The organism is Brenneria sp. L4-2C (genome assembly GCF_040240335.1).
Classification (GTDB): domain Bacteria; phylum Pseudomonadota; class Gammaproteobacteria; order Enterobacterales; family Enterobacteriaceae; genus Brenneria.
The window spans coordinates 181786-201221 of the sequence record NZ_JBEIAC010000003.1 but is presented as its reverse complement, the minus strand read 5'-3'; the positions used below and the strand labels follow the sequence as shown (position 1 = coordinate 201221).

20 protein-coding genes, 1 other RNA gene and 1 other annotated feature are annotated in these 19436 nt (G+C 52.6%); of the genes, 11 read left to right on the top strand and 10 right to left on the bottom strand.

Annotated elements, in window-relative coordinates; all coding sequences use genetic code 11:
* Positions 1-227 precede the first annotated feature (227 nt).
* Both glnK and amtB read left to right on the top strand, forming a co-directional pair.
* Positions 228-566, top strand: a complete 339-nt coding sequence (gene glnK, locus ABRZ26_RS07040; protein WP_002208627.1) for a P-II family nitrogen regulator — start codon at positions 228-230, stop codon at positions 564-566.
* Positions 567-602: 36 nt separating this feature from the next.
* Positions 603-1889, top strand: a complete 1287-nt coding sequence (gene amtB, locus ABRZ26_RS07035; protein WP_319603537.1) for an ammonium transporter AmtB — start codon at positions 603-605, stop codon at positions 1887-1889.
* Between the two features lie 167 nt (positions 1890-2056).
* Here amtB and tesB read toward each other — a convergent pair whose 3' ends face one another.
* The gene (gene tesB / locus ABRZ26_RS07030; RefSeq protein WP_319603536.1) at positions 2057-2920 is read right to left on the bottom strand and encodes an acyl-CoA thioesterase II; all 864 of its coding nucleotides are present in this window, start codon (positions 2918-2920) and stop codon (positions 2057-2059) included.
* 250 nt (positions 2921-3170) lie between these two features.
* Here tesB and ABRZ26_RS07025 point away from each other — a divergent pair, with 250 nt between their 5' ends.
* Positions 3171-3722 (top strand): YbaY family lipoprotein, encoded by a 552-nt coding sequence (locus ABRZ26_RS07025; protein ID WP_319603535.1) that lies wholly within the window; start codon positions 3171-3173, stop codon positions 3720-3722.
* A 29-nt stretch (positions 3723-3751) separates the two neighbouring features.
* On the opposite strand, the gene ABRZ26_RS07020 is transcribed toward ABRZ26_RS07025, so the two are convergent.
* On the bottom strand, positions 3752-4072 hold the full coding sequence (locus tag ABRZ26_RS07020) for an MGMT family protein (RefSeq protein ID WP_319603534.1): 321 nt from the start codon (positions 4070-4072) through the stop codon (positions 3752-3754).
* A 163-nt stretch (positions 4073-4235) separates the two neighbouring features.
* Between ABRZ26_RS07020 and ffs the strand changes: the two genes are divergently transcribed.
* An RNA gene (gene ffs, locus ABRZ26_RS07015) (signal recognition particle sRNA small type) lies at positions 4236-4332 on the top strand.
* Positions 4333-4802: 470 nt separating this feature from the next.
* Here the strand turns inward: ffs and ABRZ26_RS07010 are convergent.
* The 6 genes from ABRZ26_RS07010 to ABRZ26_RS06985 form a co-directional block, all read right to left on the bottom strand.
* Entirely contained in the window at positions 4803-5006 is a 204-nt protein-coding gene (locus tag ABRZ26_RS07010; protein ID WP_009114000.1) for an HHA domain-containing protein, read from the bottom strand.
* 56 nt (positions 5007-5062) lie between these two features.
* Complete coding sequence (tomB, locus tag ABRZ26_RS07005; RefSeq protein ID WP_239781879.1) at positions 5063-5431, bottom strand: Hha toxicity modulator TomB; 369 nt, start codon at positions 5429-5431, stop codon at positions 5063-5065.
* Between the two features lie 576 nt (positions 5432-6007).
* On the bottom strand, positions 6008-6151 hold the full coding sequence (gene ykgO, locus ABRZ26_RS07000) for a type B 50S ribosomal protein L36 (RefSeq protein ID WP_136165254.1): 144 nt from the start codon (positions 6149-6151) through the stop codon (positions 6008-6010).
* A 132-nt stretch (positions 6152-6283) separates the two neighbouring features.
* Positions 6284-6532: a type B 50S ribosomal protein L31 gene (locus tag ABRZ26_RS06995; RefSeq protein ID WP_319603533.1), complete on the bottom strand. Its 249-nt coding sequence runs from the start codon at positions 6530-6532 to the stop codon at positions 6284-6286.
* A gap of 199 nt (positions 6533-6731) precedes the next feature.
* A complete protein-coding gene (locus tag ABRZ26_RS06990; protein ID WP_319603532.1) occupies positions 6732-9881 on the bottom strand; it encodes an efflux RND transporter permease subunit in 3150 nt (1049 codons plus the stop codon).
* A 16-nt stretch (positions 9882-9897) separates the two neighbouring features.
* Entirely contained in the window at positions 9898-11091 is a 1194-nt protein-coding gene (locus ABRZ26_RS06985; RefSeq protein ID WP_319603531.1) for an efflux RND transporter periplasmic adaptor subunit, read from the bottom strand.
* Between the two features lie 142 nt (positions 11092-11233).
* On the opposite strand from ABRZ26_RS06985, the gene acrR reads away from it, so the two are divergent.
* A complete protein-coding gene (gene acrR / locus ABRZ26_RS06980) occupies positions 11234-11866 on the top strand; it encodes a multidrug efflux transporter transcriptional repressor AcrR (RefSeq protein ID WP_319603530.1) in 633 nt (210 codons plus the stop codon).
* Between the two features lie 26 nt (positions 11867-11892).
* On the opposite strand, the gene rsmS is transcribed toward acrR, so the two are convergent.
* A complete protein-coding gene (gene rsmS, locus ABRZ26_RS06975) occupies positions 11893-12069 on the bottom strand; it encodes a pleiotropic regulatory protein RsmS (RefSeq protein ID WP_319603529.1) in 177 nt (58 codons plus the stop codon).
* A 67-nt stretch (positions 12070-12136) separates the two neighbouring features.
* Positions 12137-12673 (bottom strand): primosomal replication protein PriC, encoded by a 537-nt coding sequence (gene priC / locus ABRZ26_RS06970; protein ID WP_319603528.1) that lies wholly within the window; start codon positions 12671-12673, stop codon positions 12137-12139.
* Between the two features lie 311 nt (positions 12674-12984).
* Here priC and ABRZ26_RS06965 point away from each other — a divergent pair, with 311 nt between their 5' ends.
* The 6 genes from ABRZ26_RS06965 (at position 12985) to htpG (ending at position 19234) form a co-directional block, all read left to right on the top strand.
* Positions 12985-13353 carry a DUF454 family protein gene (locus ABRZ26_RS06965; protein WP_319603699.1) on the top strand — a complete coding sequence of 123 codons (369 nt, stop codon included), beginning with the start codon at positions 12985-12987 and terminating at the stop codon, positions 13351-13353.
* A 188-nt stretch (positions 13354-13541) separates the two neighbouring features.
* Positions 13542-14093 (top strand): adenine phosphoribosyltransferase, encoded by a 552-nt coding sequence (gene apt, locus ABRZ26_RS06960; protein WP_319603698.1) that lies wholly within the window; start codon positions 13542-13544, stop codon positions 14091-14093.
* A gap of 74 nt (positions 14094-14167) precedes the next feature.
* The gene (dnaX, locus tag ABRZ26_RS06955; protein WP_319603527.1) at positions 14168-16198 is read left to right on the top strand and encodes a DNA polymerase III subunit gamma/tau; all 2031 of its coding nucleotides are present in this window, start codon (positions 14168-14170) and stop codon (positions 16196-16198) included.
* Positions 15528-15592 (top strand) — a sequence feature (DnaX frameshifting element). Its footprint overlaps the gene before it by 65 nt.
* A 39-nt stretch (positions 16199-16237) precedes the next feature.
* Positions 16238-16567, top strand: coding sequence for a YbaB/EbfC family nucleoid-associated protein (locus tag ABRZ26_RS06950; RefSeq protein ID WP_319603526.1), 330 nt, complete (start codon positions 16238-16240; stop codon positions 16565-16567).
* The gene (recR, locus tag ABRZ26_RS06945) at positions 16567-17172 is read left to right on the top strand and encodes a recombination mediator RecR (RefSeq protein ID WP_319603525.1); all 606 of its coding nucleotides are present in this window, start codon (positions 16567-16569) and stop codon (positions 17170-17172) included. Before ABRZ26_RS06950 ends, recR begins: the two co-directional genes overlap by 1 nt.
* 178 nt (positions 17173-17350) lie before the next feature.
* Positions 17351-19234 (top strand): molecular chaperone HtpG, encoded by a 1884-nt coding sequence (gene htpG, locus ABRZ26_RS06940; protein ID WP_319603697.1) that lies wholly within the window; start codon positions 17351-17353, stop codon positions 19232-19234.
* Positions 19235-19436: the final 202 nt, after the last annotated feature.

Genomic DNA, 19436 nt, shown 5'->3' with positions numbered 1-19436 from the left:
CACCAATGTGGTGCGTCTGATGCCCGCTTTTTTAAGTTTTTCTTTTCCTGACAGCATGTTCCCTACCGTTAACAGACCTTAACCGCGTTCTTCTGGCTGATATCTTTCAGATAAATCATTTATGGCACACCCTTTGCTTTATCCATTGCGTGAAGATAATTCGAAATGATGGAAATCCGAGATAGCAGCGGGCGCAAGTCTGAACTTAACGGTTAGGGGGATGATGAATGAAACTGGTTACTGTGGTTATAAAGCCATTCAAGCTGGAAGATGTGCGTGAAGCATTATCTTCCGTTGGCATTCAGGGACTAACTGTCACTGAAGTTAAAGGGTTCGGACGCCAGAAAGGGCATGCTGAACTGTATCGCGGCGCAGAGTACAGCGTTAACTTTTTACCTAAAGTAAAAATTGACATCGCAATAGCTGATGATCAACTGGATGAAGTCATTGATGTAATCAGTAAAGCGGCCTATACCGGAAAAATTGGTGACGGAAAGATTTTTGTCGCTGAATTACAAAGGGTTATTCGCATTCGTACTGGCGAAACCGACGAAGCCGCACTTTAACACCTGACTTAGATGCGTAAATAGGGATGGATGAAAATGAAAAAACTTGTCTCCTCATTGGGTCTTGGTGTGGCTGCTTTGCTCCCGTCCTGGGCTATGGCTGCCGCACCAACGATCGATAAAGCAGATAATGCTTTTATTATGATTTGTACCGCTTTGGTACTTTTTATGACTATACCTGGGATTGCGTTGTTTTATGGCGGTTTGATTCGTTCTAAGAACGTACTTTCCATGTTGTCGCAGGTGTTTGTTTCTTTCGCGCTGGTTTGCATCTTATGGGTTGTTTATGGCTATAGCCTGGCCTTTAGCGAGGGTAACGCTTTTTTCGGCGGCTTTTCCAACTTCCTGCTGAAGGGCATTGCCATTGATGCGATCAGCGGTACGTTCTATCAGTATGTTCACGTTGCTTATCAGGCCTCTTTCGCCTGTATCACCGTAGGGCTGATTGTCGGCGCCATTGCCGAGCGTGTTCGCTTCTCCGCGGTACTGATTTTCGTCGCGCTGTGGCTGACTTTCTCTTACCTGCCGATGACTCACATGGTATGGGGCGGCGGTTATCTGGCTGCTGACGGCGCTCTGGACTTCGCCGGTGGTACGGTGGTGCATATTAACGCCGCTGTTGCCGGTCTGGTCGGCGCTTACCTGCTGGGCAAACGCGCCGGTTTCGGTAAAGAAGCGCTTAAACCACACAATCTGCCGATGGTGTTTATTGGTACGGCGGTGCTGTATATCGGCTGGTTTGGCTTTAACGCCGGCTCTGCCGGTGCAGCAAACGAAATCGCGGGTCTGGCTTTCCTGAATACGGTTGTCGCTACTGCGGCCGCTATCCTGGCATGGGTTGCCGGCGAGTGGATGGTGCGTGGCAAACCTTCGCTGTTAGGCGCCTGTTCGGGCTGTATCGCCGGTCTGGTCGCCATTACGCCGGCGGCGGGTTTGGTGGGCGTCGGCGGCGCGCTGATCATCGGTATCGCCGGCGGCATCGCTGGCCTGTGGGGCGTAACCGTTCTGAAAAGATGGCTGCGTGTTGATGACCCTTGTGACGTGTTCGGCGTGCATGGCGTCTGTGGTATCGTAGGTTGTATCCTGACCGGCGTATTCACCTCCGCCTCTCTCGGCGGCGTGGGTTATGCGGAAGGCGTGACTATGGCTCACCAGGTTTGGGTGCAGTTGTTCAGCGTGATTGTCTGCTTCGTGTGGACCGGCGTTGTGTCTTTCATCGCTTTCAAAATTGCTGATATGGTGGTTGGTCTGCGTGTACCGGAAGAACAGGAACGCGAAGGTCTGGACGTCAACAGCCATGGCGAGAATGCTTACAACCAGTAAGTGTGTGAACCTGAATTGATAAACAGGGCGTCGGATAACTCCACGCCCTGTTTTTTTATAGCTGTTACGCGGAACGTCGCAACGATGTTAAAAATCGTCCAGACGAGTTTCGTCCGCTCGCTGGTTTGGAGTATTGCAAACGGCGCTTAAACGCGCTCTCGGCGTTTTTAATGGGGGGCGCGACGTATCACCCCTTCCTGCACGCTGGATGCAACCAGCACGCCTTCCCGGGTATAAAATTGCCCGCGCACGAAGCCTCTGGCGCCTGAAGCGGAGGTGCTTTCTACGACATACAGCAACCAATCATCCAGACGGAAATTCCGATGGAACCACATGGAGTGATCGATGGTAGCGACTTGCATGCCGGGTTCCAGAAAACCAACCCCGTGCGGTTGTAATGCCGTTAACAGAAAATTGCAGTCGGAGGTATAGCCAAGCAGATACTGATGGAGCCGTTCATCATCCGGCAATGGCCCGTCGGCGCGACACCAGACATGCCGTACCGGTTCTTCCACTTTTCCTTTTAGCGGGTTATGAAACTTTACCGGACGAAACTCAATGGGCTTGGGGCGAGTGAATTTGTCACGCAGCTGCGGCGGCAATGAATGCGCGATGCTTTGCGCGATCTCCATCTCGGACTTAAGCGCTTCAGGTGGCGTCACTACGGGCATGACATTTTGATGTTCAAACCCTGCTTCGTGACTTTGAAACGAGGCCATCATATAAAATATCGGTTTACCATTCTGAATGGCGTTGACGCGACGGGCGCTAAAGCTATTGCCATCGCGCAGGTTTTCCACATCGTAAATAATCGGTTTTCGGCTATCTCCGGGCAGGAGAAAGTAGCTGTGAAATGAGTGGATACGACGATCTGCGGGTACGGTTTGTTTTGCCGCCGACATCGCCTGGCCGACCACTTGCCCGCCAAATACCTGCCGTAGCCCTAAATCATCACTTTGCCCTCGGAATAATCCTTCCTCGATTTTTTCCAGGTTAAGCAGATCGAGAAGATTTTGTAACGCCTGGCTCATGGTGTCGGCCTCATTGGTTGAGCCTCTTTAAATTAAGGGCTAACGAGTTGAACTCAGTAATTTAAATTATTGAACAGGAAAATATCAGAATTTTGTACCATCATTATTCTATAGGGTGACTCATACTACTTATACCCCTTGTTTTTAAGTCGCAGGGGGGATGACCTACTGGACCTTGAAGTGAGTTGGGTATCTGAATGCCGGTTTTCTGATGCCGGTAGTCTGACAATAATAAAAGGAGACTGACCGAATGAAATTATGGCATATCTTAGGCAGTATCACGTTATCAATGGTTCTGGCAGCCTGCGCGGACCGGAGTGGACCGGGTGTTTCCCCAGAAGCCGGCGCGCCGCCGGTCAGCGGCAATGCCGCTCAGGCGTCTGCAATATCCCAGCCCGCCGTCACCGGGACCGTGAATATTCGTCAGCGCATTGCTTTACCACCGAATGCGGCGTTGACGGTTACGGTATCCGATGCCTCATTGGCCGATGCGCCGTCAAAAGTGATTACTCAGCGCGTCACGCGTACCGGGGGAAAACAGGCGCCTTTTACATTCGTGTTGCCGTATAACCCGGCTGATATTCAACCCCACGCCCGTATTCTGCTTAGTGCGGCTATCGCGATAGATAACAGGGTGGTGATGGTGACGGAAAATGTCTTACCGGTTATCACCAATGGTGTGAATAGCGCCGATCTTATTTTGACGCCGGTGACCTCCGTACCCTTGCCCGCGCAAGGACAAACAACCGGCGCGCCGATTTCCGCGCCCTTGACCACGCAACCGTCACAGCCCGCTTGGTAACGTAGCTTGCAGCAGCGTGCGTCATGGTGTCATGGCGCATGCTGCCAGCGGAACACGGCAAGATCGATTTTCCCCTGTTTGTTAAAGATGACTCCCTCAGCCTGTAATGCTGATTTCTGGCGTTGGCGATCGTCACCGATAAGCGATATTTCACCTTTTCGATTTATCACCCGGTGCCAGGGGAGTTTACTGCCTTTGGGTAAACGCCTCAGTACGCCGCCAACTTGCCTAGAGGCCCGGGGGGATCCAGCCATCAGCGCTACATCTCCATAGGTCGCTATTTTTCCATAAGGGATTGCGGCCACAATCTGAAAAACACGTTGTTGAAACGTGTCTATTTCTCCTGTCATCAACGGAACCTTGTATGTCAATCGGTTGAAGTATAGTGGTATCGCATGCTGGATAAGAAAACAACGGTTGGCGTATGTTAGCTTGCAATTGAACTACCCATCACCCATAATGCCCACCGCTCTATATTAATGAGTAGTTAGTTAGAGCTGTCAATGGGGGCCCTGTCGGTTCTCCCGCAATGCTAACCTGTGAACTCGGTCAGGTCCGGAAGGAAGCAGCCGCAGCAGGAGACGCGTGTGCCGGGATGTAGCTGGCGGGGCCTCCACCAATTTCCCCCATTGATATTCTTTCTCTCGTTTGAAAACCGCTCAAAACAGTTTCGTGACGCCGATGGCTTACGTCCGTCGCTCCCTTTATCCATGCTGTAATGTCGCGCTTCCCGGTTGGCTTTCGATGGTTTGATTTTCCTGAAATTCCACTGGCGTTAGTTGCGTGCGTAACGCCCGCAAGAGAACGCGACGTAGCCATTTGCCGGGTACAATATGTTTGTGAAACGCGATACGGCATAACCGTAATTATTGTAATAGGTTTTGCAATGATATTGTGGAGGGGCGACAGATCGCGGTTTTATAAAACTCAGTGTTCTAATTATTTACATTATATGAAATACAATTTGTTACAATCAGGGTTTTATTAAAGCGTTAAAAAGACAATAAAAACAAAGGCCGATAATGCTATCGGCACAGTGTATTAATTTATATCAGTGTTTGTATACGTTGCGTCTAGGAATTAACGGACGTATTTCCATACGGCAGTGGGAACTTTGTCATAAAGTTTGTTCATCGTCAGTTCTGCCAGACGATGATCAGCAGCGGAATAGAACATCTCCAGTTCATCGTTGGAGAGTTCATACTTGTTTTTCTCAATAACGCGTTCCAGCGTGTCTATGGTTGTGCATTTACGTAAACGCATCAAATAATCGATTTTTTTCATGTTGGCCTTTATGCTAACAGTACCTGGTGGTTAATAAATATAAGATAAATTATTGCTTAAGTTTTAGCAGGCGTACAGATACCCGGTTCTGAGAACATTCCGAATAATCTTTCTTTAGATTTCTTCCATCCTCGCAATTCAGCATCATTGATGCCGTAGTTGCTAAACAGGACATAGGTGTCATCTAAATACTTTTCAACCCGCTGAGAAAGTTCGCTTTCGTCAGGATATTTTATTTTAAATGTGAGAATAAATGTAGCGATATGCTCAATAAGTTCATTTAACTGGAGATTGATCGCAGATGTCGGGTCATTGACCCAGCCATGACTGCTATCGCCTAACGTTGCTATGCTTTCGTCGCATAGATTCTCACATAAGAATCTGAGTTGGGCAATATCATAATGTTTAGGAGTGTACTCATCCATATCAATCCCTCCGTTAAGCCGTTATTCAGTGTTACCGAGGTTAACACCGGGTAAACAGGCAGACTGACAAACTCGTAAAGAATAGCCTTAACCATGCTTCTACAATCATGATGCCTACATGCAAGCGTTCAACGTCTGGGATTTAGACAACCACAATCAGCCCACAATGGTTTTACACCTCCCGCTGGCGACAGCGTATCTTTTCATTTTAATGCAAACAGGAGACGTCTACATTATGCCATTTTGATACGTATCGGTCGTTCTGTATATAACTATAGCAAAAGAGTCGGTAAGATTCGCGGACATTAGATGAGGTTTTCAATGCTATTTATCAGGATTAAATCACAAAACTTCAGATAGCGGAATAGTTTCGGAATAACCATGATATTAGTCTATCAAATTAATTTGCGGACCGGCTATGATTTCATAACTTAAGAAAGCAAGCGTTACGGGGTAGTGTAAAGACGTGTATCAATAAGGGTTTTTTATCCTATTGTTTTTACTGTTTTTATTTGGACAATAAAAAAGCTCTGTTACATATATCACAGAGCTGTAGGGAATTGTTACGGAAAAGAATTAACCCTTTTTCTTTTTTCTGCCCTGTACGGCTTTAAAGCGGGGGTTGGTTTTGCATATCACATAGATACGTCCGCGACGGCGGACCACTATGCAGTCTTTATGACGGTTTTTGGCTGAGCGTAGGGAGCTAAGTACCTGCATTTGAATATTCCTCTTTACCTATCATCTGTCCGGTTACAGCGATATGACTCTCTTCATTGACTCGTTTCCTGGTCGACGTTATTTGCCTGAAGTGCCGGCGTCATGCCAGTTTCTGAGCTATTCAGGCGTCGTTTATTTGAAAAAATTGCCAAAACGCTGCTGGAAGCGCGCCGTGCTGCCCTCTTTGGCGTACTCTTTTTGTTTCCCGGTATAGTAAGGATGGGAAGCGGAAGAAACATCAATGGTGACGTAGGGGTAACTGACGCCATCCAATTCAATGGTGCGCTCAGTTTTGATGGTTGAACCGATTCTATAGTATGTATCGGCGCTGGTATCATGAAACACCACCGTCCGATAATCCGGGTGAATGCCTGCTTTCATATTTCCTCAATTTGTTATGTTATAACATAACTTAATGTTGCGCTTTTTTGTTGTCGAGATCAACCCTGTAATTTATAGGGATATGACGGGTTCAGGGCATGGATTGCGCGAGGTAGGGGCAAAGGGGAAGGGGAGTATCGGTCATAACAATCGTTATAAAAAAGGCCGCAGTCGCGGCCTTTTGAAATCAGATAGAGGATTAGTGATGCTCTATATGCTGATTAGGCTTTTCCGCCTCTTCGTTTTTCTTACCAAAGCGGCGGCGGACCACCACAAAGAATACCGGAACGAAGAAGATGGCCAGCACGGTTGCGGTAATCATCCCGCCCATTACGCCGGTACCAACGGCGTTCTGCGCGCCGGAACCTGCGCCAGAACTGATAACCAGCGGCACAACCCCGAGGATAAAGGCCAGGGAAGTCATCAGGATGGGGCGCAAACGCATGCGCACCGCATCCAGCGTCGCCTCGATCAGGCCTTTCCCTTCTTTTTCCATCAGATCTTTGGCGAATTCGACGATCAGTATGGCGTTCTTCGCCGATAGCCCAATGGTTGTCAGCATGCCCACCTTGAAGTAGACGTCGTTTTCCAGTCCGCGCATGGAGGCGGCAACCACCGCGCCCAGAATCCCCAGCGGCACGACCAGCATGACCGAGAAGGGAATCGACCAGCTTTCATACAGGGCGGCCAGACACAGGAACACCACAATCAGCGAAATGGTGTACAGCGCCGGAGCCTGGTTGCCGGACAGTCGTTCCTGATAGGACATGCCGGTCCATTCATAGCCAATGCCCTGCGGCAGCTTGGTGACGAACTCTTCCATCAGCGCCATGGCTTCACCGGTACTTTTACCCGGCGCGGCCGCCCCCTGAATCTGCATGGATGGCTGGCCGTTATAGCGTTCCAGACGCGGCGAGCCGAATTCCCAGTGGCTTGTCGAGAACGAGGAGAACGGCACCATCTGCCCATTGCTGCCGCGCACATACCAGTTTTTGATATCGTCCGGCAGCATGCGGAACGGCGCATCACCCTGAACGTAAACTTTCTTCACGCGGCCGCGGTCGGTAAAGTCATTCACATAGGTACCGCCTAATGCCGTTGCCAGCGTGGCGTTGATATCCGACAGGGCAACGCCCAGCGCCTGCGCTTTTTCCTGATCGATATTAAGCCGGAACTGTGGCGTATCTTCCATGCCGTTAGGACGTACCTGCACCAGCGTATCCGACCGCTGCGCGGCCATACCCAACAGTTGGTTACGCGCCTCGGTGAGCTTTTCATGTCCCAGGTTGGCCTGGTCGATCAACTGGAAGTCAAAGCCTGTCGCCGTCCCCAGTTCGACAATCGCCGGGATGTTGGTGGCAATAACGATACTTTCCTTGATCTGGCTGAATGCGGCGTTGGCCCGGGCTGCGATAGCGGCAACCTTATTCTCCGAACCGCTACGCTCGTCCCAGTCTTTCAGACTGACAAACGCCAGACCGGCGTTCTGACCGCGTCCGGCGAAACCGAAGCCATTGACGGAAAACACCGATTTGACCGTGTCTTTCTCATTTTCCAGATAGTGCTTAGTTACCTTATCCAGCACTTTCTGGGTGTTTTCCTGCGTTCCCCCGGCCGGCAATTGCACGATGTTAAGCAGCACGCCCTGATCTTCTTCCGGCAGGAAGGAGCTGGGCAGGCGCATAAACAGCAAGGCCAGACCGATAACAATCAGCAGATAGAGCAACAGATAGCGGCCGGTGCTGCGCAGAATATTGCCGATGCTGTCGGTATAGTGATTAGTACTTTTCTCGAACAGGTTGTTAAACCAGCCGAAGAAGCCCGTTTTGGCGCCGTGATCGCCTTTGGCGACCGGTTTTAACAGTGTGGCGCACAGCGCCGGCGTTAGAATCAACGCCACCAGCACCGACAGCGCCATCGCGGAAACAATGGTAATGGAGAACTGGCGGTAGATGGCGCCGGTTGAACCGCCGGTGAACGCCATCGGCACAAATACCGCCGACAGAACCAGCGCGATACCGACCAGCGCGCCCTGTATCTGCCCCATCGATTTTCTGGTGGCCTCCCTGGGCGGCAGGCCTTCCTCCACCATCACACGCTCGACGTTTTCCACCACCACAATGGCGTCATCCACCAGCAGGCCGATCGCCAGGACCATCGCAAACATGGTTAGCGTGTTGATGGAATAGCCGAATGCCGACAGGATGGCGAACGTCCCCAACAGTACGACAGGCACCGCGATGGTTGGAATCAGGGTGGCGCGGAAGTTTTGCAGGAACAGATACATCACCAGGAACACCAGCACGATGGCTTCCACCAGCGTTTTCACCACTTCGTTAATGGAGATTTTAACGAAAGGCGTAGTGTCATAGGGGTAAACCACGTTCAGTCCGCTTGGGAAGAACTCCTGCAAACGAGAGAACTCTTCCTTTACCGCCGATGCGGTATTCAGCGCGTTGGCGCCGGTCGCCAGTTTAATCCCGATACCGGCGGCAGGCTGGCCGTTGTAGCGCGCAATCAGGTCGTAGCTTTCACCGCCAAGCTCAACGCGCGCCACGTCTTTCAGGCGTACCTGCGAGCCGTCGGCGTTAACCTTCAGTAAGATATTGGAGAACTCTTCCGGCGATTTCAGCCGTGTTTGCGCGATGATCGAGGCATTCAACTGCTGGCCGGCGACCGGCGGCGAACCGCCTAACTGGCCGGCGGCAATCTGGTTGTTTTGCACGGTAATGGCTGAAGTGACATCGCCGGTCGTCAGTTGATAGTTGTTCAGTTTGTTCGGATCCAGCCAGATACGCATGGCGTACTGGGCGCCGAACAGTTGAGCGTCGCCGACGCCGTTGGTACGGCTGATGGGATCCAGCACGTTGGCGGCCGCATAGTCGGCAATATCCTGCTGGGTCATTGTGCCGTCCTCGTTGATGAAGGCGGCGATCAGCAGAAAGCTGCTGCTGGACTTCTGAACGTTGACGCCCTGTTGCTGAACTTCCTGCGGCAACAACGGCATTGCCAACTGGAGTTTGTTCTGCACCTGGACCTGTGCGATATCAGGGTCGGTTCCCGCTTCAAAGGTCAGCGTAATCTGAACCGTACCTGATGAGTCGCTGCTGGAAGCCATATACATCAGGTTATCGATGCCGTTCATATTCTGTTCGATAACCTGGGTTACCGAGTCTTGCAGCGTTGAGGCGTCCGCCCCTGGATAGTTTGCTGTAATTTCAATCGCCGGAGGCGCGATTGTCGGGTATTGGGCGACGGGCAAATTCACAATCGCCAGCGCACCGGCCAACATCACCACGATGGCGATTACCCATGCAAAAATGGGTCGATCTATAAAAAAATTAGCCATTAATTACCGGCTCCTGTTAAGACTTCGCGGGTTCAGCCTGGGACGGCTGCGGCTGTTCGTTATCTTGAGCGACTTCTTTTCCTGTTACCTGAAGGCCGTCTTGGATCTTTTGCAATCCGGTCACAATGATACGATCGCCCGCTTTTAAACCGTCGGTGACGAGCCATTTATTACCCACCGCTTTAGAGGTGGTCACGTTGCGAGTCTCAACCTTATCATCTTTGCCGATCACCATGGCGGTCGCCTCGCCGCGCGCATTACGGGTAATACCCATCTGCGGAGCCAGCAATGCGTCGTCTTTCACGCCGGAATCCAGGCGAGCGCGGACAAACATGCCGGGTAAGAGATCGTGCTGCGGATTAGGGAAGATGGCCCGCAAAGTAATCGAGCCTGTCGTTTCGTCAACGGTAACGTCGGAAAACTCCAGCGTGCCGGGATGCGCATATTCAGAACCATTTTCCAGCAGCAGGCGCACGTTGGCTTTGCCTTCGCTTTGTTTCAGCGTACCGTCTTCCAATTCTTTTTTCAGACGCAGGAAGTCATTGCTTGATTGGGTTACATCGACATAAATCGGATCAAGTTGTTGCACGGTGGTTAAGGCGGTGGTCTGGCCTGTGGAAACCAGCGCGCCTTCCGTCACCGTGGATTTCCCCACCCGGCCGGATATCGGCGCGTTGACTTTAGTATAGGCGAGATTGATTTGCGCATTATCCACCGCGGCCTGGGCAGCCTGTACGCTGGCATTGGCCTGACGCGACGTGGCGACGGCCTGATCGTAATCCTGCTTGCTGATGTAATTGGTTCCCAGCAGCGGTTTATAGCGGTTAACCGTCAGGCGGGCGATTTCAGCGCTTGCCTGAGCCTGGGCCAATGAACCTTTGGCGCTATTGTAATCGGCCTGATAAGGCGCGGGATCGATTTGATACAGCGATGAGCCGGCCTGGACATCGCTCCCCTCGATAAAATTACGTTTGAGAATAATACCGCCGACCTGAGGGCGGACTTCCGCGATACGATAGGCGTTGGTGCGGCCAGGCAAATCAGTCGTTACATTAAATGGCTGAGTTTTCAATGTTACAATACCGACTTCAGGTGCTGCTTGTTGCGCTCCAGCCTGTTGTTTATCACTATTATCACATCCCGCGAGAATTAAGCCGCCAGAAAGCATCAGAACTGCCGCCAGAGGCGTTAGCCCTCTGTTTTTGTTCATAGATAAACCTCAAGTGTCCGATTTTAAATTGACCAATGGATCACGCGCTTTAAAACCCATTGCTGCGATAATCTTATGTTGATGCTATGTTACATACATACTCGAATGTATGTAAATCATCCTTTGTTTCAAATACAACGATATGGCACGAAAAACCAAACAGCAGGCTCAGGAAACCCGACAACAGATACTGGACTCTGCCTTGAGAGTGTTCTCAGAGCATGGCGTGTCCGCAACATCGCTGGCTGACATCGCCGCCGCCTCTGGGGTAACCCGGGGTGCTATTTACTGGCATTTTAAAAATAAAGCCGAACTGTTTGATGAAATATGGGGTCAGGCCGAATCAAAACTCAATCAGTTTGAATTAGAGTATCAAACAAAATTTCCTGATAATCCACTGCATGTGATGCGTGAGCTGTTGATTTATATGCTTCGTTTAACGGTGAATGACCATCAGTGGCGATCGATGATGGAGATTATATTTCATAAGTGCGAGTTTGTCGGTGAGATGTTACCTTCTTTCAACGCCCGCAGGGAGCTTTATCTCGGCTGTTACTCGGATATTGAAAGCCATTTAATGCGCTGTATCCGCATGGGGTTGCTGCCGGGGAATATTCAACCTCGGCGAGCCGCCGTCGCGCTGCGCGCTTATTTTTCCGGTCTGATGGAGAACTGGCTGTTCATGCCGGAAAGCTTCGATCTTGATCGCGATGCGCCCGAACTGGTTGACGGCTTTATCGATATGCTGCGCTATAGCGAATCGTTACGTCACTAACAGCATGCTGATTCTGCACGTTGGCGCTATTTGGCGTTGGCGCTCGCATCGGCCTCGTTTTCTTTCTGCGCTTTTTTCAGGAAGTCCTGACGAACGATTTCCAACGCGGCCAGCACCACGTGCGGTTCGATGTCGTTCTCTTCCAGTAGCATAATAAGGTCGACCGCCAGTTTGATTTCTGGCGCGGCATTTTCTAGTGACATGGCTTTCCACCTTCCGCAACTCGAATTATTTAGTGTACAGCAGAGAATCTGGGAACGTCGCCACAACTTAAAAGCCTTGTTCTCTGCGCTCAATCGCGCGCTCCAGCCGCGTCAGCGCCTGACGACAGCGCGCCAACCGTCCTTCAAGCGCCGCCAGCTCTTTTTGCAGCCGTTGTTGTTCGCTGAACTTTGTTTGATAGTTCAGCAGACTTTCTCGGTCATGGATCATGGATAGCAGACGTCTCTCATAATCCTGATGTTCCGCCAGCTTGTGATAAAGATCCTGCGGCGCGCTTGCCGACGCCGGTTCCTGGCGTCGTAAAGATTGGGTCGCCAGTTCACGTTGCAGCGCCGTGATTTGCCGCACCAGTTTTTCCGCCATGAACGCAACCTGGTCGGTGCGTTGCTCGGAGACTAGCTGGCGGATGGATTGCAGATTCAGGGTCACTTCATTGAAATAGTCTTTTAGCCGCGTGCCGTAGCTGCTGAATAGCTGCCGATCGAAGCGCGACTGCGCAACGGGTTTATCCGCCAGCGGTTCGATCTCTTTTGCCAGAGAATCGATTTGTTGTTCAAGCGCGAGCAGCAGTTTGTGAGTATTCACACTGTTCCTTATTACCGATGAGTGCGCCGATTTATCTTTCGGGGCCAAGGTTGCGCATATTAAAACATGATTCGCGTTTTATCGCGTGATGCCGTTCGCTTCAGCGCGCACAGGTCGGTGCGGGGACGCTGATAACGCTTCTTGTCGGACTCTCTCGATGTTTAAACCAGCCGGGTGAATGCAACGAGGAAAATAGCTTGCCATAGGCTAATGATGTCCGCCATTAACAAGCACTCAGTGTTGATGATAGAGTATTCGAGCCGGGGTGCGCTTTATTTGCCCAATCAAGGGTGGATTGACTAAAGGTGAATATGTATCGGGCATTGCTGATTGTCATGGGGTGGACGGCCGTCGTTCTGGCAACCTTGGGCGTTGTATTGCCTTTATTGCCGACCACGCCTTTTTTGTTGTTGGCGGCCTGGTGCTTTGCCCGTTCATCGCCGCGTTTCCACCATTGGCTGCTCTACCGCTCCTGGTTCGGCGGATACCTGCGCCACTGGCAGCGACACCGGGCTTTGCCGCCCGGGGCGAAATGGAAAGCCGTTGTCGTGATTTTACTGACGTTTGCCATCTCGCTCTGGCTGATTAAGATGATCTGGGTAAGGGTTTTATTATTGGTCATTATGGCGATTTTACTGACCTTTATGCTTCGTTTGCCGGTCGTCGATCCGGAGCGATAAACACGCGCTGAATCATAGGGAGCGGTTGCAATTATTAGCCAGTTTGACTAGATTTGAGCGTTTTCGTGCGCGGACCGCCGCTTTCCTGTTGCAGAAGCCGGCATTCCATCTGGGGAATGTCGGGCGTAATAGGCTGGCCGCGGCCAGCATTTGTACTATATCAGAACGTTTTATCAGGCACAGATATGATGACCTCAACTGCGCAGCAGTCAGAATTGATTAAAAACAGTATCAAAAGCATTCCCGATTATCCGAAACCGGGCATACTGTTCCGCGATGTTACAAGCCTGCTGGTTGATCCGACAGCCTACGCGACCAGTATTGAGATGCTGGCAAACCGTTATCGCGATAGCGGCATTAACAAAGTGGTGGGTACCGAAGCACGCGGCTTTCTGTTCGGCGCGCCGGTCGCTCTGGCGTTGGGCGTTGGATTCGTGCCGGTACGCAAACCGGGCAAATTGCCGCCGCCGACCATCAGCGAAAGTTATGAGCTGGAATATGGCACTGATTGCCTGGAAATTCACTCGGATGCGATCGGCCCGAATGATAACGTTCTGGTGATTGACGACTTGCTGGCAACCGGCGGAACGGTCGAAGCCACGGTAAAACTGATTCGTCGTTTAGGCGGAACGACGACCGACGCCGCATTTGTGATCAATCTGTTCGATCTGGGCGGCGCCGAGCGTCTGAAAGCCATCGGCGTGAATTGCTATAGTCTGGTTGACTTCCCCGGTCATTAATCATAACAGTCTCGCGGACACCCGCGCGGCTGTGTTAGCATGGCCTCCTCAATAACTCGACTATTGCGGTATTGATGAGCTATCAGGTTCTTGCCCGTAAGTGGCGTCCCCAAACCTTTGCTGATGTCGTCGGTCAGGAGCATGTCCTGACCGCATTAGCCAATGGCCTTTCTCTAGGCAGAATCCATCACGCCTATTTGTTTTCCGGCACGCGCGGCGTCGGGAAAACCACCATCGCCCGTTTGCTGGCGAAAGGGCTTAACTGCGAACAAGGCGTGACGGCGACGCCCTGCGGGCAGTGCGATAATTGTCGTGAAATCGAGCAGGGCCGCTTTGTCGATTTGATCGAAATCGATGCGGCTTCGCGCACCAAGGTCGAGGATACCCGCGACCTGCTGGATAACGTGCAGTATGCCCCGGCGCGCGGGCGTTTCAAGGTGTATCTGATCGATGAAGTTCACATGTTGTCGCGCCACAGCTTTAATGCGTTGCTGAAAACGCTGGAAGAGCCGCCGCCGCATGTGAAATTTCTGCTGGCGACCACCGATCCGCAAAAGCTGCCGGTGACGATTCTGTCGCGCTGCCTGCAATTCCATCTTAAGGCGCTGGATGTCGAGCAAATCCGGGCGCACCTGGAGAAGGTGTTGCAGGCCGAAAATCTGGCGAGCGAGCCGAGAGCGCTGCAACTGCTGGCCCGGGCCGCCGATGGCAGCCTGCGCGATGCGCTGAGCCTCACCGATCAGGCGATCGCCATGGGGCAAGGCCAGGTGACGACCGACTCGGTCAGCCAGATGCTGGGAACCCTGGATGATGAACAACCGCTGGCGATTATTGAAGCGCTGGTGAAAGCCGACGGCGCGAAAGTTATGTCCTTGCTCGATCAGGCGGCGGCGCGCGGCGTTGACTGGGAATCTCTGCTGGTTGAAACCCTGACGCTGTTGCATCGTATTGCGATGGTTCAACTGCTGCCGACCGCGCTGAGTAATGATTATGCGGCGGTGGAAGCCCGTTTGCGGGATCTGGCCCGGGTATTGCCGCCTGCGGATGTGCAACTTTATTACCAGACATTGCTGATCGGCCGTAAAGAGCTCTCTTACGCGCCGGATCGTCGTATGGGCGTTGAGATGACGCTGCTGCGCGCGCTGGCTTTCCATCCTAAACAGGTTATCGCCGCGCCGGCGCCCATCTTGCCGCAATCCGCGCCGGCCGCCATCTCTTCATCAAAATCGGCTCCGCCATTAACAACCGCGCCGCCGCAGGCCATGCGCGAAGAACATGCGGGCGCGCCGTCTTACCCGGACGAGCAAGGGGGCGCATTCGATGGCGCGGCCGCTTTTGAGCAACATACACCGCAGTTTACGGAATCGCCGCCCGATAGCGGGCTTTCCGATACCACCTCGCAGCTTTTACAGGCGCGTAGTCAGCTGTTGCGAAAACAGGGAGCAACCCCGCCAAAAAAAGCTGAACCGGCGGCGTTCAATAAAACGCGGCCGGCAAACTCGGCGCTTGAACGGTTAGCCTCGGTGGCTGAGCGCGGCGCTCAGCGGAAAAGCGCGAAAGACAGCGCGGCGGCTACGACAAAAAAACCGGAAGCCTATCGCTGGCGGGCGCAGAATAAAGTGGAGGAGGTTAAAGCCGACGTCACTACGCCAAAGGCGCTGCGTTCCGCGCTGGAGCATGAAAAAACGCCTGAGCTGGCGGCTCGCTTAGCGGAAGAGTCGCTGGAACGCGATGAGTGGGCGGCGGAAATTAATCGCCTGACGTTACCAAAACTGGTACAACAGCTGGCGTTAAACGCATTCAGGGAGTGTCCGGAAGCCGGTAAAATACATCTGCATTTGCGTTCTGCTCAGCGTCACCTTAATTCGCCGGCGGCGCAGAAAACACTGGCGGAAGCCCTGGCGACGCACTACGGACGGCCTATTGAACTGCTGGTGACGGAAGATGACAACCCGGCGGTGCTGACGCCGCTGGAGTGGCGGCAGGCGATTTATGAAGAAAAGCTGGCGCAGGCGCGCCAGTCGATTATGACGGATAATACGATTCAAACGCTGCGGCGTTTCTTTGATGCGGAACTGGACGAAGAAAGTATCCGCCCTGTTTAACCGCTGCGAGTGCGCAGCCGAAGCGATAGAGAGAAAATTATGTTTGGTAAAGGTGGAATTGGCAATCTGATGAAGCAAGCCCAGCAGATGCAGGAAAAAATGCAGCAGATGCAGGAAGAGATTGCAAATCTGGAAGTTACAGGTGAATCGGGCGCGGGCCTGGTCAAAGTCACCATTAACGGTTCTCATAACTGCCGCCGGGTGGAAATCGATCCCAGCCTGATGGAAGACGACAAAGACATGCTGGAAGATCTGATTGCCGCCGCATTCAACGACGCCGCGCGTCGTATTGCTGAAACGCAGAAAGAAAAAATGGCGTCGGTTTCCAGCGGCATGCAGTTGCCGCCAGGCTTTAAGATGCCGTTCTGATGCAAACCAGTCCGCTTCTTGAGTCATTGATGGAGGCCCTGCGCTGTTTACCGGGCGTCGGGCCGAAATCAGCCCAGCGTATGGTTTTTCACCTGTTGCAGCGCGATCGCAGCGGAGGAATGCGTCTGGCGCAGGCGTTGACCCGGGCGATGTCCGAAATTGGTCACTGCGCCGACTGTCGCACGTTTACCGAGCAGGATATTTGCTCCATCTGCGCGAATCCCCGTCGTCGGCAAACGGGGCAAATCTGCGTGGTGGAAAGCCCGGCGGACATTCATGCGATAGAGCAGACCGGGCAGTTCTCCGGGCGTTATTTTGTGCTGATGGGACACCTGTCGCCGCTGGACGGCATCGGTCCGGATGATATCGGTTTGGGGCGGCTGGAAGAACGCCTGCAAAGCGAAACCATCAGCGAAGTCATTCTGGCCACCAATCCGACGGTGGAAGGCGAAGCCACCGCCAACTATATCGCTGAACTGTGCGGGCAGTACGGCGTGATGGCCAGTCGTATCGCGCACGGCGTACCCGTCGGCGGCGAGCTGGAAATGGTGGACGGCACCACCTTGTCTCATTCGCTGGCGGGGCGACAGCCGTTCAAGTTTTAATGCTTCCGGCTGTTGGGCCTGCTGACCGACAGCCTTTTTATTGCTTCATTTTCTGGTGATTTTTCTCCGTTCCGTCTTTTATTGCCCCTTGAAATCATCTTTATCTATCCCCATCTCTTGCTCATCGTCAGTTTAATCAGCCTGAATAATATTAGGATTGAGGTAAGCAACAATGAGTATGAAAGGCCAAGAAACCCGCGGATTCCAGTCTGAAGTAAAGCAACTGCTGCACTTGATGATCCATTCACTCTATTCCAATAAAGAAATCTTTCTGCGTGAACTGATCTCCAATGCCTCCGATGCGGCGGACAAATTACGTTTTCGCGCGCTCTCCTCGCCTGAATTATACGAGGGCGACGGCGAGCTGCGCGTGCGCGTTTCCACCGATAAGGAAAAACGCACGCTGACGATCTCCGACAATGGCATCGGGATGAGCCGCGATGAGGTGATCGATAACCTCGGCACCATCGCCAAATCCGGCACCAAGTCATTTCTGGAATCGCTGGGCTCCGATCAGGTAAAAGACAGCCAACTGATTGGCCAGTTCGGCGTCGGTTTCTACTCGGCGTTTATCGTCGCCGATAAAGTGACCGTGCGCACCCGCGCCGCAGGCGCCGCCGCCGATCAGGGCGTGTTCTGGGAGTCCGCCGGCGAAGGCGATTACACCATTGCGGACATCACCAAAGAAGATCGCGGTACTGAAATCACCCTGCACCTGCGTGAAGGCGAAGATGAGTTCCTTGACGAATGGCGGGTACGTTCCATCATCAGCAAATATTCCGACCACATTGCGCTGCCGGTAGAAATCGAAACCCATCATGAAAGTGAAGAAGAGGGCGGCGAAGCCACGGTAACCTGGGAAAAAATCAACAAAGCCCAGGCGCTGTGGACGCGCAGCAAATCCGACATCAGTGATGAAGAATACACCGAGTTCTATAAACACATCGCACACGACTTTACCGACCCGTTGGCCTGGAGCCACAACCGCGTAGAAGGGAAACAGGAATATACCAGCCTGCTGTACATTCCCGCCCAGGCGCCGTGGGATATGTGGAACCGCGATCATAAGCACGGCCTGAAGCTGTATGTTCAGCGCGTATTCATCATGGACGACGCCGAACAGTTTATGCCGAACTACCTGCGTTTCGTGCGCGGACTGATTGATTCCAACGATCTGCCGCTGAATGTCTCCCGTGAAATTCTGCAAGACAGCCGCGTGACTCAGAATCTGCGTAACGCGCTGACCAAACGCGTATTGCAGATGCTGGAGAAACTGGCGAAAGACGAGCCGGAAAAATATCAGACATTCTGGCAACAGTTTGGTCTGGTGCTGAAAGAAGGCCCGGCCGAGGATACCGCCAACCGTGAAGCAATCGCCAAACTGCTGCGTTTCGCCAGCACGCATAATGACAGCGCCGCGCAGACCGTATCGCTGGAAGAGTATGTCGGCCGGATGGTGGAAGGGCAGGAGAAAATCTATTACATCACTGCGGACAGCTATGCCGCGGCGAAGAGCAGTCCGCATCTGGAGCTGTTCCGTAAAAAAGGTATCGAGGTGCTGTTGCTCTCCGATCGCATTGACGAATGGATGATGAGCTACCTGACGGAGTTTGACGGCAAGCAATTCCAGTCCGTCAGCAAGGCGGATGAAGCGCTGGATAAACTGGTCGATGAAGAAAATGACGCGCAGAAAGAAGCCGAGAAAGCGCTGGAGCCTTTTGTTGAACGCGTGAAAACGCTGCTGGGCGATCGCGTGAAGGAAGTTCGTCTGACGCACCGTTTGACCGATACGCCGGCGATCGTGACGACCGACGCCAATGAAATGAGCACCCAGATGGCGAAGCTATTCGCCGCCGCCGGGCAGCAGGCGCCGGAAGTGAAGTATATTTTCGAACTGAATCCGGAACATGCGCTGGTTAAACGCGCGTCCGACGTCAGCGACGATGCCCAGTTTGCCGAGTGGGTTGAACTGCTGCTGGATCAGGCTTTACTGGCTGAACGCGGCACGCTGGACGATCCAAACCAGTTTATCCGTCGTATGAATCAGTTGCTGAGCGCCTGATGCATATTCAACCCCGGTTGATGCCGGGGTTGATTTTCCCCTGTTTTTTCCTTCATCCCCGTGACCTTGATGCTTGATTATTCGTCTGTCGCCAGGCGCTTATCGCCGCTGCCCGATGCCCGTGAAGCACTTTTTCTTTTGCCGCCGCCAGGCTGAAACGAGCCCGTTCCTTGAGGATAGCGGCCCGGAATGGTATGGTTTA